14 protein-coding genes are annotated in these 15,741 nt (G+C 39.9%); 12 read left to right on the top strand and 2 right to left on the bottom strand.

From position 1 onward, the window contains the following. The first annotated feature begins 14 nt into the window (after positions 1-14). Positions 15-647, top strand: a complete 633-nt coding sequence (locus tag AC3WJJ_RS00265; protein ID WP_492536936.1) for an FMN-dependent NADH-azoreductase — start codon at positions 15-17, stop codon at positions 645-647. 60 nt (positions 648-707) lie between these two features. On the opposite strand, the gene AC3WJJ_RS00270 is transcribed toward AC3WJJ_RS00265, so the two are convergent. Beyond that, positions 708-1,550 carry an alkaline phosphatase family protein gene (locus AC3WJJ_RS00270; RefSeq protein WP_492536938.1) on the bottom strand — a complete coding sequence of 281 codons (843 nt, stop codon included), beginning with the start codon at positions 1,548-1,550 and terminating at the stop codon, positions 708-710. 230 nt (positions 1,551-1,780) lie between these two features. Here AC3WJJ_RS00270 and AC3WJJ_RS00275 point away from each other — a divergent pair, with 230 nt between their 5' ends. From AC3WJJ_RS00275 to AC3WJJ_RS00310, 8 genes are all read left to right on the top strand, one after another. Then, positions 1,781-2,707: an ABC transporter permease gene (locus tag AC3WJJ_RS00275; protein ID WP_492536940.1), complete on the top strand. Its 927-nt coding sequence runs from the start codon at positions 1,781-1,783 to the stop codon at positions 2,705-2,707. 16 nt (positions 2,708-2,723) lie between these two features. Then, on the top strand, positions 2,724-3,626 hold the full coding sequence (locus tag AC3WJJ_RS00280) for a carbohydrate ABC transporter permease (RefSeq protein WP_492536942.1): 903 nt from the start codon (positions 2,724-2,726) through the stop codon (positions 3,624-3,626). A gap of 117 nt (positions 3,627-3,743) precedes the next feature. Then, positions 3,744-5,258: an ABC transporter substrate-binding protein gene (locus AC3WJJ_RS00285; protein WP_492536944.1), complete on the top strand. Its 1,515-nt coding sequence runs from the start codon at positions 3,744-3,746 to the stop codon at positions 5,256-5,258. 177 nt (positions 5,259-5,435) lie between these two features. Further along, complete coding sequence (locus AC3WJJ_RS00290) at positions 5,436-7,172, top strand: sensor histidine kinase (RefSeq protein WP_492536945.1); 1,737 nt, start codon at positions 5,436-5,438, stop codon at positions 7,170-7,172. A gap of 17 nt (positions 7,173-7,189) precedes the next feature. After that, positions 7,190-8,500 (top strand): response regulator, encoded by a 1,311-nt coding sequence (locus AC3WJJ_RS00295; RefSeq protein WP_492536947.1) that lies wholly within the window; start codon positions 7,190-7,192, stop codon positions 8,498-8,500. A gap of 13 nt (positions 8,501-8,513) precedes the next feature. Next, positions 8,514-9,017 carry a hypothetical protein gene (locus AC3WJJ_RS00300; RefSeq protein ID WP_492536949.1) on the top strand — a complete coding sequence of 168 codons (504 nt, stop codon included), beginning with the start codon at positions 8,514-8,516 and terminating at the stop codon, positions 9,015-9,017. A gap of 190 nt (positions 9,018-9,207) precedes the next feature. Then, a complete protein-coding gene (locus AC3WJJ_RS00305; RefSeq protein ID WP_492536951.1) occupies positions 9,208-10,323 on the top strand; it encodes a glycoside hydrolase family 88 protein in 1,116 nt (371 codons plus the stop codon). A gap of 93 nt (positions 10,324-10,416) precedes the next feature. Continuing rightward, complete coding sequence (locus AC3WJJ_RS00310; RefSeq protein WP_492536953.1) at positions 10,417-10,785, top strand: glyoxalase superfamily protein; 369 nt, start codon at positions 10,417-10,419, stop codon at positions 10,783-10,785. A gap of 81 nt (positions 10,786-10,866) precedes the next feature. Here the strand turns inward: AC3WJJ_RS00310 and AC3WJJ_RS00315 are convergent, their stop codons facing one another. Then, on the bottom strand, positions 10,867-11,754 hold the full coding sequence (locus tag AC3WJJ_RS00315; RefSeq protein ID WP_492536955.1) for a pentapeptide repeat-containing protein: 888 nt from the start codon (positions 11,752-11,754) through the stop codon (positions 10,867-10,869). 211 nt (positions 11,755-11,965) lie between these two features. Between AC3WJJ_RS00315 and AC3WJJ_RS00320 the strand changes: the two genes are divergently transcribed. From AC3WJJ_RS00320 to AC3WJJ_RS00330, 3 genes are read left to right on the top strand one after another with little or no spacing between them, the layout of a single operon-like run. Further along, a complete protein-coding gene (locus tag AC3WJJ_RS00320) occupies positions 11,966-13,426 on the top strand; it encodes a spore germination protein (RefSeq protein WP_492536957.1) in 1,461 nt (486 codons plus the stop codon). A gap of 15 nt (positions 13,427-13,441) precedes the next feature. Further along, positions 13,442-14,569 (top strand): GerAB/ArcD/ProY family transporter, encoded by a 1,128-nt coding sequence (locus AC3WJJ_RS00325; protein WP_492536959.1) that lies wholly within the window; start codon positions 13,442-13,444, stop codon positions 14,567-14,569. Next, positions 14,566-15,699: a Ger(x)C family spore germination protein gene (locus AC3WJJ_RS00330; RefSeq protein ID WP_492536961.1), complete on the top strand. Its 1,134-nt coding sequence runs from the start codon at positions 14,566-14,568 to the stop codon at positions 15,697-15,699. The genes AC3WJJ_RS00325 and AC3WJJ_RS00330 overlap by 4 nt, the downstream gene beginning before the upstream one ends. The last annotated feature ends 42 nt before the right edge of the window (positions 15,700-15,741 follow it).

The following is a 15,741-nucleotide window of genomic DNA, read 5'->3' on the forward strand; positions in this document are numbered from 1 at the left end:
GGGATTTTAATTAAATGAATATTCTAGTAGTCAAAGCGAATAACCGTCCAGCTTCCGAAGCTGTAACGAGCAAAATGTACGAAACTTTCATGGAAGAATTGAAAGGTCTTAACGTAACTACTTACGATGTATATGAAGAAGATATGCCTTACTTCGGCCAAGATCTGTTCAACGCATTCGGTAAAGTTCAAAGTGGTGCAGAATTGACAGATGTAGAAGGACGTATTTTGGCAGCTAAACAGAAAGCCATGGATGCTCTTACAGCAGCTGATGTTGTTGTATTCGCGTTCCCACTATGGAACCTGACCATTCCTGCGAAACTTCAAACATTCATCGACTATGTATATCAAGCTGGATTCACATTCAAATATAATGAGCAAGGCCAACTGGTTAGCATGATGAATGATAAGAAAGCCATCTTCCTATCTGCACGTGGTGGAATTTACTCCACTCCTGAAGCAGCTCCACTAGAAATGGGTGTAAACTACATGCGCAATGTTGTAGGTGGCGTATTCGGTATGGAAATCATCAATGAAGTAGTGATCGAAGGTCACAATGCTTTCCCAGAGCGTAAAGATGCAATCATTAATGAGGGCATGGAAAAAGTTAAAGAAGCCGCAGCAGCACTTGCTAAGGAACTGGTTTAATTCAAATTCAAAAGACGACCATCGGAAGATTTCGATTCCGAGGTCGTCTTTTTTTTGTTCCTAAATGACATTCTCTTTGCTGAATAACCCTTCCGGAACCTTAGCATCCCACGAAGCCGGCTGTTGGAGCCCCAGGGCATGAAGCACAACAGCGGCAGTGTCCACAATGAATAGCTCGGGAAGAGAAGTCCCAGCAGCTACTCCCGGTCCTACACATCCCCAGAATACATTCTTATCCATCGGATGATCACTTCCATGACTGTATGCGTGGCTCCCACCGCCACCATGATCCGTGAGCAAGATTACAAGGCTATGGTCTAGGAGCCCTTGATTCTCTATGGATGTAATTACACGACCGAATAATTCATCATTTGTTGTAATCGCATTCAAGTATTCAGGTGAGTCAGGTCCATAGCCGTAGGTATGACCAGCGCCATCGGGTTCATCCAATTGCATAAACAGTAACTTCACATCAGCATTGTGTTCTAAATAAGCTTCAATCGCAGCAACAAGTTCTGCATCGGGCTTCGACTCTTTATGTATTCCGAGATTATCCTCTATAATCCCAGAATTTATCGGAGTCCAGGATGAGAATGCAGCAAGTTTCGCTTCAGGTGAAGCCTCCCTGACGAGTCGGAATATCGATGGATAAGGGGAATCTGAAGGATACGCTGTTTTGGCAGCGATTTCATTATTTAACGCATGTTTTTCCGGGACAACTCCATGAAGTACAGACCCCCAGCATTCTGCACTGATCGTCGGTGATTGTGCTTGTGCGTTGTAAGTTACTGCTCCTTTGGCCAAGAATGCGTCTATGAAAGGTGTTGGGGTATTCTGAATGAAATTACCGGCGCCATCCATCCCCAGAATAAAAACGCGTTGAATCTCGCTTACATTGTTCACGATTGAAAACCTCCTTTAATAATATGATTAGCCTCATTCTAGTGATATTTCTGATGATTAAGTCCCTAGCATAATAAGATCAATTGTTGCTGTCAATACAAATATTCGATTGTTATAAGAAGTCACCATAATGGTATCAGAAAGTCATTAGGATAGTGGTTGCGTCTAAAGCCTACATTATAGAATTAGGTTGTGAAGGCTTACAAGACTTGAAAGAAAGGGGCTGGATTATGAAGAAAATGATGAGATTAAAGAGAAGTCTGAACAAGTATAAATGGTTGTTACTTATGACTTTGCCAGGCATTGTCTATCTATTTATTAACAACTATATCCCGATGTACGGTGTGATTCTTGCATTCAAAAATTATAATTATGTTGATGGAATATGGGGGAGTGCCTGGGCTGGTTTAGATAACTTTAAATTTCTGTTTAACTCACAAGATGCGTACGTCATTACTCGCAATACCTTTTTATACAACTTTGTTTTTATTATTTTGAATCTCATATTGGCCGTTCTGGTTGCTCTACTGATTAATGAAATCAGGGATAAGGTAATCAGTCGATTCTATCAAAGTACATTTCTGTTACCGCATGTCATCTCCATGGTCGTTGTGGCTTATCTGGTATATAGTTTCCTCAATGTGGATAGCGGGTTAATCAACAGTCTCTTAATTAAATGGTTCAGTAGTGAGGCTATTTCCTGGTATGGAGAACCAAAATATTGGCCCTATATTCTAGTCATCGTTAACGCATGGAAAAATGTCGGTTATCTATCGATCATCTATTTTGCATCTATTATTGGAATTGATAAGGAGTATTATGAAGCTGCAACGATCGATGGAGCTTCGAAGTGGAAACAGATGACTCGAATAACGATTCCATTAATTGCTCCGATCATTACTACCATGACACTTCTGGCTGTAAGTGGAATACTTCGGTCTGACTTTGGATTATTCTATCAAGTTCCGATGAATACAGGAGCACTCATTCCTACTACAAATACGATTGATACGTTTGTTTACCGCGCGATGATCCAATCTGGTGATATCGGCATGTCAACAGCAGCAGGCTTTTATCAATCGGTCGTTTGCTTCGTGCTTATTCTTGTAGCGAATGCAGCAGTTAGACGGATTAATAAACGGGATGCTTTATTTTGAATCGAGGGGGCAAAGAATGGTGAAGAAAACGAATCTGACGCAGCATATTGGCCCGTCCTTAATCCATCTATTTTTCTGGGGCTTTACCATTGTATCCTTACTACCTTTCGTTCTCGTGTTTATGGTTTCGATATCGAGTGAAGATTCAATTCTCCAAAATGGATATTCTTTATTTCCAAGTGATATCAGTTTTGCAGCCTATCAATTCTTGCTTAATGATTTCTCAGAGATTGCCAAAGCTTACGGTGTAACCATATTGACGACACTCATAGGCACCATTGTAAGTCTCATGATAACAGCATTGTTCGCATACCCGTTATCTCGAGCAGAGCTTCCGTTCCGACGCACACTTTCATTCTATATTTTCTTCACGATGTTGTTTGGTGGAGGTATGGTCCCATGGTATATCACTTATGTTAATATGTTTGATCTGAAAAACACGATCTTTGCGATGATTATTCCCAATCTCCTCTTAAGTGCCTTTAACGTGCTTCTAATGAGAAGTTTCTTCTCCTCTACCATTCCGGAAGCCGTTATTGAATCAGCAACGATCGATGGTGCAAGTGAACTCAAAATTTTCTTCAAAATTGTCATTCCACTTTCACTGCCAATCATGGCTACGATCGGATTATTTAACACACTAGCTTATTGGAATGATTGGTATAACTGTATGCTATTCATTGACATACCTGAACTGTATAACATTCAGTATTTGATGACTAAGACACTGACAAATATTCAATACCTCCTCATGAAGTCGAACAGTTCAGCACAAGTGGGTGATCTGCTAGCCAAAATGCCAAGGGAGACGGTTCGAATGGCTCTAGCGATCGTTGGGATTGCACCTTTATTGTTCGCTTACCCATTTTTTCAGAAGTATTACATCAGCGGAATATCAAGCGGAGCAGTGAAGGGTTGATATAACCTTCAAGTTGAGGACGTAAGAGGAGGTGGGCCATTCAACAGATATGTATACAGCTATAAACTTGGTGAATCATTAATGAAACTTGAGAAATAGAGAGGGGAATAGCGACATATGAAAAAACCACATCATGTAGTACTTATGATTATGCTGTGTGGAATGCTCGCGTTAGCAGGTTGTGCAAAAGGTGAGTCGGGTAAATCGGCAACGCCACAGACTCCTCCAAGTTCAGCAGGAGGGAATTCAAGTGAGCTAAGTCCTTATAAAATCACTATTGTTTATCCTGCTACAGCTCCAAAAGATTTACAGCTTGTTCAAGATGAGATGAGTAAATATTTAACCGAGAAAATTAACGCAACCATTGAACTAAAACCCATTGAATGGGCTTCCTGGGATGATAAGACAAACCTGATGAAAATATCGAATGAGCCGTTTGATTTAATGTTTACAGCTAGCTGGTTCTCCTATCCGAAGGATGTGGCAAAGGGACAATATTTAGAGCTGGATGATTTAATGGCTACATACGGTAAAGACATCCCAGGAATACTTGGTGACGATTTTATCAAGGGTTCAAGAATTGGCGGTAAGTTATATGCACTGCCGACGAAGAAGGAATTCGGACAGGGCTTTGGATTCCTCTTGGATAAGAAATTAGTAGATAAGTATAAGTTTGATACGAATGGTGTGAAATCTCTAGAAGATATGGAAGTCATGTTTAAGACGATAAAAGAGAATGAGCCTGATGTTATTCCTGTGGTGTCAAGTAAATTCACGAACATCTGGGAAGCTTCCAATTACGATGGAATTGTTGCCAACTTATCTATTCCAAGGGATAGCACAGAAGTAAAAGCAGTGGATACGTTAGAAGACCCTAAGTTTATCGATTTCTACAAACGCATGTATCAATGGAACCAAAATGGCTGGTTCGATAAAGATATCCTCACATCAGATGCAGACCAAGGGATGAATATGATTAAGGCAGGGAAAGCTTTTGCCGTAGCTCAATCTTTGAAGCCTGGTAAAGACAAAGAAATGAGCCTCAGCTCGGGTGTTGAAGTCATCCAAGTGGAAACAGCAGAGCCTTTTACAACAACAGGAGATGCTCAAGGTGCGATGCTAGGTATTTCTCGGACCTCAAAGGATCCTGCTCGAGCTATGATGCTTCTGAATCTACTGTATAGTGACCCTAAACTATTAAATATGCTAGATTGGGGAATTGAAGGCATTCATTATGTGAAAAAATCGGATACGATCATTGATTTCCCTGAGGGAATGAATGCAGATACGCAAACTTATCCAAATCCGGGCGGATGGATGTTCGGTAATCAATTCAACTCCTATCTATGGGCCAATGAAGATCCGAATAAATGGGAAGAGTTTAAGAAGTTTAATGAGAGAGCAGAGCGCTCGATTGCACTTGGATTCGCGTTTAATCAAGAGCCTGTGAAATCAGAAATGGCATCTATAGCGAATGTTGAGAAGGAATTCGGAGCTACGTTAAGATCGGGTGCGGTAGACCCAGAGAAAGTGTTAGCCAAGTGGAGAGAAAAACGCAAGGCAGCTGGTTTTGATAAGATTAAAGCTGAAGTAGAGAAACAATTAGCTGAGTGGGCACAAATGCAGCAATAACATAATAATGAATTAGGACACAAACAAAGAAAGTAACAAAAGGGAATTCTGAGCTAGGACTCTATTTACAGGTCCTATGTAAGGGATTCCCTTTTATCTCTTATGTAATATACTCAAGAGAGCAGTGAAAACAAAAAACAGAACCTTCTCATAGAGCTGGGGTAGATGATGCATGCAATGAATATCAAACGTACACTTCGTTTCAAGCTGATTATTGGTTTCGTTACGGTCGCTGTACCTCTAGTCTTATTGTTGATCTACAATAATTACTATGCTTCAAATACGATAAGGGAGCAGGTGGCAGAATCCAATAAAAACTCAATGATACTCTATTCACATCAGATCGAAGCTGCACTTAATAAGGAGACGAATTTCTTATATAACTTCACCGTGGAAGATCCGGATATTGCTGCCCTTTCGCAGTTGTTAAAAGATCCGGATGAATACTATTTAGCTAAAGCTAGAATCGTGAATACATTGACGCGGTACCATCGGTTTGATAATAGTGTAGATTTTCAATTTATCTATTCTTTGAAGAATCAAGATTTATTCAATACCCCAATCAAGACGAAGTCCTATGAAGAGTTGCTATCGATCAAGACATGCATCGAGAAGTTAGTGAAGAACGTAAAGCCTGACAGCGATATTTTCCTAGAATGGAAAGCAGTCGAATACAGTGCTAATAAATATGCATTAATTCGTTTAGTGGATACAGGGGACGACTTTTATCTGGGTGCTTTCGTCCAGCTTGAAAATTTGATGATCCCTTTAGATTTAATTCAATTAGAACAAGGATTTGCTAGCTTTGTTAGTCAAGAAGGTAAATTAATAACAAGTTCAGCATCCATCGATTCAGATCACTTGGATCCTTCACGGTCTTCAGAATCTTATCAGGTTGTAAAGAAGTGGGACAAGAATTATATCGTCGTTATGAGTCCCGTTCAAGATACAAATGTGATTCTCAGTGCGTTTGTACCCGAATCTCAAATGCTGAAAAATCTGAATCACTTTCGGAGAAGCATTATCTTGATATCGATTGTAATTTTATTTGTACTCTTCTTATATTTGTTCTATCTGAATGATATCATTCTGAGGCCAATGAACAATCTAGTTCGAGGTATGCGTAGGATTAAGTATGGGGATTGGAATATTCGTCTTCATGAATCGAAATCTAAGGAATTTACAATGATTAATGAAACCTTTAATAGCATGGCTGCACAAATTCATGAGTTGAAGATTAGTGTGTATGAAGAACAGATCAAAGCACATAAGGCAGAACTCAAACATTTACAACTGCAGATCAACCCGCATTTCTTACTAAATTCAATTAATATTATATATAATCTTGCGGAGATTAAGAATTTCTCAGTCATTCAACTGATGTGTATGAATCTGGTTCATTATTTCCGTTTTATGACGAAAACAAATCAGATCGCAGTTACGATTGCAGAAGAAATAGAGCATATGGAGAGTTATATCAAAATCCAACAAGTGAGATTTCCAGAACACGTTACATACGAGATTCGGATTTCGGAAGGTGCCGAAAAGGCGGCTATACCGCCACTACTCATACAGCCGTTTATAGAGAACGCCATTAAGTATGGATTCGACTTCATGGACCACCCTTTTCACATTACTATAGATGTCCGACTATCTGAAGAGGATCTGCTAGAGATAGAAATCTTTGATAATGGGAATGGATTCGCAGATGATATCTTACCTCAACTGCAAGAAGGAACTTTTGTGGAGAACCACAATGGAGAGCATTTAGGCATATCCAATGTGAAGTATCGGCTCAAACATATTTTTGGAGAACGTGCACGGCTAGAATTTGATAATCTACCGAATTCAGGAGCTAGGATAAAGATCGTAATGCCACTCCGAACCGTTGGAGAAATGACTTCATATTCATAACTCATGGAGGTAATCGCATGTTTAAAGTATTAATTGTTGATGATGAAATATACGCTGTGATGGGGATAAAGAGTGGAGTGAATTGGGAAGCTCTGCAGATATCCGAAGTATATGAGGCTTACAACATGCGAGATGCGTTACAGGTGTTTGAACGAACGTCGATTGATATTATGATCTGTGATATTGAAATGCCGAAAGGAACGGGTATTCAGCTACTCGAACATGTCAATGAAATTTCACCCGATACAGAGACGATATTCTTAACAGCTCACTCTGTTTTTAGTTTCATGAAGCGGGCGATCCAGTTGGATGGATTTGATTATTTACTAAAGCCAGTTGAATTCGATGTTTTACAAGATACTATAGCGAAAGCTCTTCAATCCATTCAGCAAGAGCGTGAAGTGAATAGACTGCGTGAACAGTATGAGCCTTATTATGAAATCTGGCTCAGAAAGAAAACGTTAATAACTGATAAATTCTGGAATGATATCTTATCTCGAAGAATTGTGTGTACGTCAGACAACATTGAAAGAATACTTGAAGAGCATGAATTGACTGCACTTCAAGGTGTGATATGCCTTCCAATCTTGGTCAGTGTGGAATCATGGCTACGTGAGTTTAGTACGAAAGATGAAGAGATGATCGAGTATGCCATCCGTAAAGGTGCTTCAGAGCTGCTGTTACGTAATCGGAATGGTAATGTCATTCAAACGAAACAAGGTGTAAACGTCGTTGTGCTTTATGAGTATGGGGATGATCTAGTCGAGATTGATGACCTGCAGAGATGGTGTGTGGAATATATTCAATCATGCAAAAGCTATTTCAGTTGTAATGTTTCATGTTATATAGGTGAACGTTCCTCCCTATACGAAATAGCAGACACGTACCACAAACTATTACAGCATGAGTATCATAGTCTAAGAAATACAACGGAAAAAGAAGAAAATGCAAGGGTAACGACACTGAATGATAACCTGGCTATTCAGCCCCATCATTCGGTGATTCAACGAGTTCAAGAATATATACAAGATCATCTAAATGAACCGATTACGAGAGAACAGCTCGCAAGTTATGTACATCTTAACCCTGCTTATCTGTCTCGATTATTTAAACGCGAAGTGGGAGAATCGATCACAGATTATATTCTGCATGTTCGAATGTCTATGGCTGAGGAGCTCATCACGGGATCAGGTATGCCAATATCGGATATTGCTCAAAAGTTAGGATATTTTAATTTTTCACACTTTTCAAAAATGTTCAGGCGAGTATATCATGCATCTCCCCAACAATTTAGACAGCAATCCATAGAGAGACGGGAGAGTTTATAAAAGGTGACTTCTGGTGGCTTCGAGTGTCGATGAAGTCACCATTTTTTGTGCCCTATTTATAAGTCATGTACAAAAGGCACAGGAGATCGAACAAGAGCTGAATAAATTGATATATGAGAACATGAAAAGTGAGGTGATTAACATGCCTACCAAAAAAAGAAAAAAGACTAATAAAAATGCTCACCTTGTCGGCCAACCCGTCATGGTTGTCTTAAAGGATGGAAGTTATTATATTGGAATCATGGATAGAATGGAGAAGGATGCCGTAACCCTTTCGGGTATACGACCTGAAATGAGACTTCCTGAATCCATTGCCGACAGTCAGGATCGAGCTCAAATATCAGGGTTTTTAAGTTCCCTTTTTGGTGGACTGGGTGGTTTGTCTGGAGCAGCTGGAGGAGAGGGCGGAGGAGGCCCGGGCCTTTTTGAAATGTTCGGGAAAATGATCCCTCATATTCAAGTAGGAATGAATATGATCAAGACAATCATGCCACTGATTGGAATGTTTAAGATATAACAACGAGTACAATGTATCAAAAAGTGCCTGAGAACGAGCCAGGCGCTTTTTTTTGCATAAAAGGTCACAAAAAATAAAAAAGCACACGCAAGTAGTTCCACAATCTGTTATATATAGAGGGTGACTCCGTAATGATGTGAGTAGTAGTTGTAGGCTAAAATCATCTAAATCTGAATATGAGGTGTTATTCATGTGGAAAGAAGCGATTGAATCTGCAATGGAGATAGTAAAGCGTAACGCGACCAATCATCCTGGGTTATTCCCGCATATTTCTAATGAACTGAGATACGACTGGGGCCAAAACAATGACTGGATCGACGGATTCTTCACAGGGCTCTTATGGTTGTCATACGAGTACAGTGGAGATGAATCTTATAAACAACTAGCCACTGAGCAGCTAAAATCATTTAAGCATCGACTAGACAATCATATCGTAATGGATCACCATGATATCGGGTTCCTGTATTCTTTATCTGCTGTTGCTGAGTGGAGAGTTACAGGAAATGTAGAGGCTAGAGAATTAGCACTCTTAGCAGCAGACAAGCTTATGCACAGATATCGTGACGGCTTTGGGGCAATTCAAGCTTGGGGGATGGAAAATGATCCAGAGAACGGTGGAAGAATTATTATCGATTGTCTAATGAATTTGCCACTTCTACACTGGGCTTATCAAGAGACTGGCGATAGCAGATACTATGAAATTGCAGAGAAACATGCTCAGAAAAGTTTACGTTTTCTAGTCCGCGGAGATGGATCGAGCTATCACACATTTTACTTTGATCAAATACAAGGAAATGCTCTGCGAGGTGGCACACATCAGGGTTATGAGGACGGCTCTACCTGGAGTCGGGGACAGTCATGGGGAGTTTTCGGCTTTGCACTCAGTTATCGTTATACGAGGAAGGAGATATATCTAGATACAGCTAAGCGAATGGCACGATATTTCATTGAGCATTTACCTGAAGATAATGTATCGTATTGGGATTTTGATGTTGATATTGAACCTGATACACCGCGTGACAGTTCTGCTACGGCAATTACAGCCTGTGGAATATTAGAGATTCTAGATCTGATGACTCCTGATGATCCAGAACGTGAATACTTGAATGATGCGCTGCATCGAATGATGAGATCGTTAGTGGAGAAGTACTCAACTCGTCATTTGAAAGAAGCTGAAGGCTTAATTCAGCACGGGTCCTATCATGTTCGAGGGGGACAGGCTCCCGACAATTATATGATCTGGGGCGATTATTATTATTTGGAAGCACTTGTACGTATGGATAAAGGAATCAAAGGCTACTGGTAATGAATCTGAAGCTGCCTTAGCAACAAGTGAGTAGAAATTTGCAGCACATTTGATGAAAAGGAGATGAAGCAAGTGGGTTCATCTGATATATCCATGAATGCAATTACACCTATTCTTCGGATCTTTGACGAGAATAAGGCGAAGGAGTTTTACTTAGAGTTCCTCGACTTTACTATGGATTGGGAACATCGATATGAAGACAATATGCCGTTATACATGCAAATATCTTTAGGTGGATGTGTCATACACCTTTCCGAACATCATGGTGATTGCTGCCCAGGTTCAGCTATTCGAGTTCAGACTCAGAATATTGAGGCATTACATAAGCAATTAAATTCCAAAGCGTACAAGTATATGCGACCCGGTCTGGAGATGATGCCATGGGGAACAATGGAGCTCTCTGTGGTTGACCCTTTTGGTAACCGCATTCATTTCTATCAAGATAGGATGAGCAGTGAATAAGAAGACCTAATAGATTGACCATAAACAGCCGACACGACTTGAGTGTTGGCTGTTTTTCATGTACTTCATGTTGTTGAATGATCACTTGTGTTTGCCATGGTCATTCCAATGTTCGGGTCGAACTAACGAGTCTGGTATTCGGGTAGTATGGTCCCCTTTAGCCGAATTTAGTTGAGCTTGGGTGAGGAAAAGGCTGCCTGAGAGGTCTGCTCCTCTTATATCTGCATCTCGAAGATCAGCTCCAATCAAGTCAGCGACTTGAAGATTTGCTCCTCTTAAATTTGCTGCAATCAGATAAGCTCCTCTAAGATTGGCACAACGGAGATCAGCACCTTTCAAGTTTACTCCTATCAGATCTAACCCTCGACCTTCAACTTTAGGCTGCTTACCAATACCTTTATACTTACGTTTAGCTTCATTGCGAACGAGTTCGCTCGTTCTTAGAAGAAGTATATTAACGTTTGCTCGGTGAGAGGATACATCAAGTTCCAAGAGTTCCAGTGGACTTAGATCGGTAAGATAAAGTGTTTCTTGGAGAGATAATTTAAGATCTTCAAAGATGGGGAAAGCTGAGCTTTGCGTAATCGCATCTGAAAGATACCACAATAATTCATGGAGATGCCACATGATTGGAAACACTTCATACATTTGTTTCGAAGAAGAAGGATGATGACGCCAGTCTTGTCCTGCATAGGTAACTTGGGAAATCTTCTGCCCAGCACCTAAGCAATCATATACGGTACATCCTCGAAATCCGATCTCTCTAAGATCTTTATGAACACCGCACCGAAAGTCTGAGCGTAGATTTGTACAAGGCTCTCCCGCAGGTTTATCTATCCTGAAATCTATAGAGGCTGAGAAGGGGAGTGCGACACAGCAAAGACCAAAACAGCTTGTACAGTCAGCCGTTAGATTTTTTCGGGTGTTCTCCAATAGGGTGGACAAAGAATCTTGTTTCTCGTTTAACACTTGAACATGCTCCTTTCTATGATCTAATTAAATCGAAAAGGTCTACGAAGTACAAGTGTTTTTTCATCGCTGCAATCCGAAAAACCTATTTAAAGTGGTGATTTTATGCATTGAATTCATAGCTAAAGGACATATTAATTTTACAACTTAATTGGAGAAGATTAGGTCATTAGTTAAGTAATATCCTATAAAAGATGAAAGTGGGTTCATCATGTCTGATTTTAGTCATCGTATTGAGAGTGAACTCAAATCGCTTTTACATGGTAGCGATGGCATTGTCATAAAAGCACTAAGTGAGCGTTTGGTTGTCGCCTACATGACAGGAATGATTGATCAAGCTCAGTTGAATTTGAATGTGTTAGCTCGGTTGGCAGGGAATGATCAATATGAGTCATTAGATCAAATATCTAAAATGATAGCCATTGGTGACTGTAAACCATTTGATAAACTACCAGATGCCATTCAGCAATTGATCAGTGGATTTGCTCTTGTGCTATTGGATGGAGTAGATGGTGGCTTGTTAGTTAATATCGCCAATATTCCTTCTCGTTCTCCTTCGAATGCAGATATTGAATCCACCATTTATGGTCCGGAGATTGCTTTTACAGAATCTATGGAGAGTAATATCGCTTTACTTCGTGCGTACATTACGAGTGATAAATTTATTCAGGAAGAAGTACAGCTCACTTCTGAAACGCATACGACCGCTAGTTTATTGTATCTAGAGGATGAGCATGAGAAAAATCCATTTGTTGAACTGATTCGTAAACGAGTGGAAAGTCGAAAAATAAAAGGGCTTATCGGAAGTCCTATATTTCTGAAGCTGCTCGCAGATAACAAATATTCTTTGTTTCCCGAGATGAGTTTATCTGAACGTCCAGACCGGACGGCACAAGCTATATTAGAAGGAAAAGTTGTCGTCATGGTTGAAGGGAATTCTCAGGTTATTATAGGACCGAATTCCTTTGTAGACTTTTTTCAATCGGTAGAAGATCGTTATTCCACTTGGGGAATAGGGATGTTTAATCGATTCTTAAGAGCATTATCGCTTGTTATTTCGATATTTTTGACGCCGATTTACGTGGCAGCTTTGACGTATCATTATGAAATGATTCCAATGACCTTACTTGAGCCACTCATTACATCAAGGTTCCGTGTTCCATTCCCACCATTGATGGAGGCCTTGATCATGGAGGTCTCGATTGAATTGCTAAGAGAAGCTGGAGCGAGGCTTCCAACGAAAGTTGGACAAACGATGGGTATTGTAGGAGGTATTGTAATCGGACAAGCTGCTGTACAAGCTGGATTTACCAGTAACATATTAATCATGCTTGTGGCACTTGCGGCACTCGGTTCGTTTACTACACCTAACTATATGATGAGTTCGACCATACGCTTTGTCCGTTTCCCAATGCTTCTTGCAGCAGGACTTTTGGGATTTCCGGGAATTGCTTTCTTCACAGGGTTTATACTTATACACTTGTTACGTATGACAAGTTATGGCAAACCTTATCTGTACCCGTTATATCCACCAGATCGTAAAGGGCTTCTTAATACCATGCTTGTGACAGAGCAATCAGAGACAGAATATAGAACGGATCTAACGAAAGTGAATGCCGATAATTTTAAATCTCGTTTGTCGAAATGGTTCCAATCCAGCGATGAAGAATAACAGGAGGTCAAGCTAATGAAGGTTCAAACATATCCACCAAAGAATAGTCAAATTCATGCTTATCTCCTGTTCTTCTTTATTTGTAATGTGCAGATCGGCGTAGGAATTTTCAGTTTTCAACGCTATATATTTCATGTTTCGAAGCATGATGCATGGATCTCAGTATTGATTGCCTGCCTATGTGCCCATGTGGTGCTTTGGTTAGTCATTCGTATGCTTAATAAATACGAATCTGCCGATATATTTGGAATTCAGTATGATTTGTTTGGCAAGTATATAGGGACAATATTCAACTGTATTTACATAATATTTTATCTACTAGTCTCAATATTAATAATGAGATCCTATGTACTGGTTATTCAGGTGTGGATGTTTCCGGATATGAGCAGTTGGTTGATTGTTTCTCTTCTGGCTATTCTTATCATCTATGCGGGATTTGGTGGTGTTCGGGTTATTATAGGAATGTGTTTATTGGGGTTTGTTGTTATCCTAATCACCGTTATTTTTTGTCTGGTGACTTTAAGATATTCCATATGGACCCAATTGTTACCGATCATGGAAAGTAATATGAAAGATATTCTCAGAGGTGCCTTTAGAATGAGTTTTACGTTGGCTGGGTTTGAATTTATTATGCTCATCTATCCTTATGTTAGAAATAAGGAAAGAGCGATGTATCACTCTCAGTTTTCCCTATTATTTGGGAACTTTATTTATCTTATAATCATGATTCTTTCCGTAGCGTATTTCTCCTCGTCACAGTTAGAGCGCTCTATTTGGCCAACATTTAATATGTTGAAAATATTGAAATTTCCATTTTCAGAACGTTTGGAGTTTATAGTCATTTCGATGTGGATGCTAATGGTATTAACTGGGATACTAATCAATGCTTGGGCAATTACGAGAGGGTTTAAACGCATGTGGAATTGGAATCAGAAGTTAGTGCTTCTTACAGTCATTCTAATAGCGTCGACGGTTACGGTTATGATGGAGGGGCGTAAAAACATAGATAAACTAGGGGAGTGGGTAGGGCTAGGTAGTTCGGTGCTGTCATTCTTATATCCTTTTTTATTAAGCTTAATCGCATTGATAGTGCTCAAAGTTCGTGCACGCAAAGCTGGAGACAGAGGAGGCGGTGCATCTTGAAAACATTAAGATTAAGCGCAGCTCTGATTCTTCTGATCGGGCTATGTGCCTGTCAACGCTCAACGGTTCTAGAAGATCAGTCGATCTTGATCGCGCTAGCCTATGAAGTGAAAGAGAATAATAAATTCCAAGTGTCGGGTACATTTATCAATGCACAGCCTGATACTAAAAATACAAGTCGTACGGTATCGGTAGAAGCAGAAACGAGTAAAGGGGCTCGTCAAAAAATGAATCAAATGCTCCCGAACAAGCTAGCTACGGGGCAAATACGTCTCATTTTGTTAGATCATGATATTTTTCGCTTAAAGATGATTCAAGAAATTGAAGTTCTCAGCCGGGATCCGTTCTTCAGTGATATTATTAAGATCGCAATTGTGGATGGCTCTCCTGAAGAGCTCTTAAATTACAAATATGAGAATCATTCTAATATTGCGATAGCTCTAAATGATTTATTGGAACACAATGTGAAGACCGATTGGACTCCGTCGATGACACTTCATGACTTTACGCGGTCAAGGGGTCTTAATCGAACCGATTTAGCGATACCCTTGCTAAAAAGAGAAGATGATGAGGTTGTATTGAAAGGTCTCACACTTCTTAATAAAGATGAAATCGTAGGAGAAGCTTCGCCTAAAGAAGGATTTTTCATTAAGACGTTGCATGGGGCAGATATACCATATTTATACGAAGTCAACATCAAGAAAGAGGATATGCAGCACAGTGATATGGATCGATTTTTAATACAAGATTCCGATCATGTACGAGTTGTATTTAGTGTTACAAAAGCTAAGGGGAAGATCAAGCTCGTGGATAAGAAGAACCTCAAATTTGATGCTTCGATCGATATGGATATTGATATACAAGAGGTATCAAAAAGATACAAGTTTATCGAGCCAGGTGCGATTGATGCTTTAAAGAAGCAGATTCAGTACGAAGTAAATAAAGAATTCCAAGAGTTCTTGAACAAGCTGCGCAGGTTGAATTCGGATTGTGTGGGTTTTGGTGAGATTTATCGCAGTCGGGTCGGAAATTCGGATATGGTTGAGGAAAACTGGAGTAAAATGTTCCCTGAAACCACACTTCATGGTCAAGTTAATATCGGAGTTATTCGTACCGGCATTATTGAATAGGACAGGATTATTAAAAATGTAACAAGCAGCCACCAAGAGTTT

Source organism: Paenibacillus sp. FW507-14B1B, assembly GCF_058781425.1.

Excerpts from the sequence above, each read along its gene's own strand:
- AC3WJJ_RS00265 (WP_492536936.1), top strand. The coding sequence starts at position 15 with ATGAATATTCTAGTAGTCAAAGCGAATAACCGTCCAGCTTCCGAAGCT.
- AC3WJJ_RS00275 (WP_492536940.1), top strand. The coding sequence starts at position 1,781 with ATGAAGAAAATGATGAGATTAAAGAGAAGTCTGAACAAGTATAAATGG.
- AC3WJJ_RS00280 (WP_492536942.1), top strand. The coding sequence starts at position 2,724 with ATGGTGAAGAAAACGAATCTGACGCAGCATATTGGCCCGTCCTTAATC.
- AC3WJJ_RS00285 (WP_492536944.1), top strand. The coding sequence starts at position 3,744 with ATGAAAAAACCACATCATGTAGTACTTATGATTATGCTGTGTGGAATG.
- AC3WJJ_RS00290 (WP_492536945.1), top strand. The coding sequence starts at position 5,436 with ATGAATATCAAACGTACACTTCGTTTCAAGCTGATTATTGGTTTCGTT.
- AC3WJJ_RS00295 (WP_492536947.1), top strand. The coding sequence starts at position 7,190 with ATGTTTAAAGTATTAATTGTTGATGATGAAATATACGCTGTGATGGGG.
- AC3WJJ_RS00305 (WP_492536951.1), top strand. The coding sequence starts at position 9,208 with ATGTGGAAAGAAGCGATTGAATCTGCAATGGAGATAGTAAAGCGTAAC.
- AC3WJJ_RS00310 (WP_492536953.1), top strand. The coding sequence starts at position 10,417 with ATGAATGCAATTACACCTATTCTTCGGATCTTTGACGAGAATAAGGCG.
- AC3WJJ_RS00320 (WP_492536957.1), top strand. The coding sequence starts at position 11,966 with ATGTCTGATTTTAGTCATCGTATTGAGAGTGAACTCAAATCGCTTTTA.
- AC3WJJ_RS00325 (WP_492536959.1), top strand. The coding sequence starts at position 13,442 with ATGAAGGTTCAAACATATCCACCAAAGAATAGTCAAATTCATGCTTAT.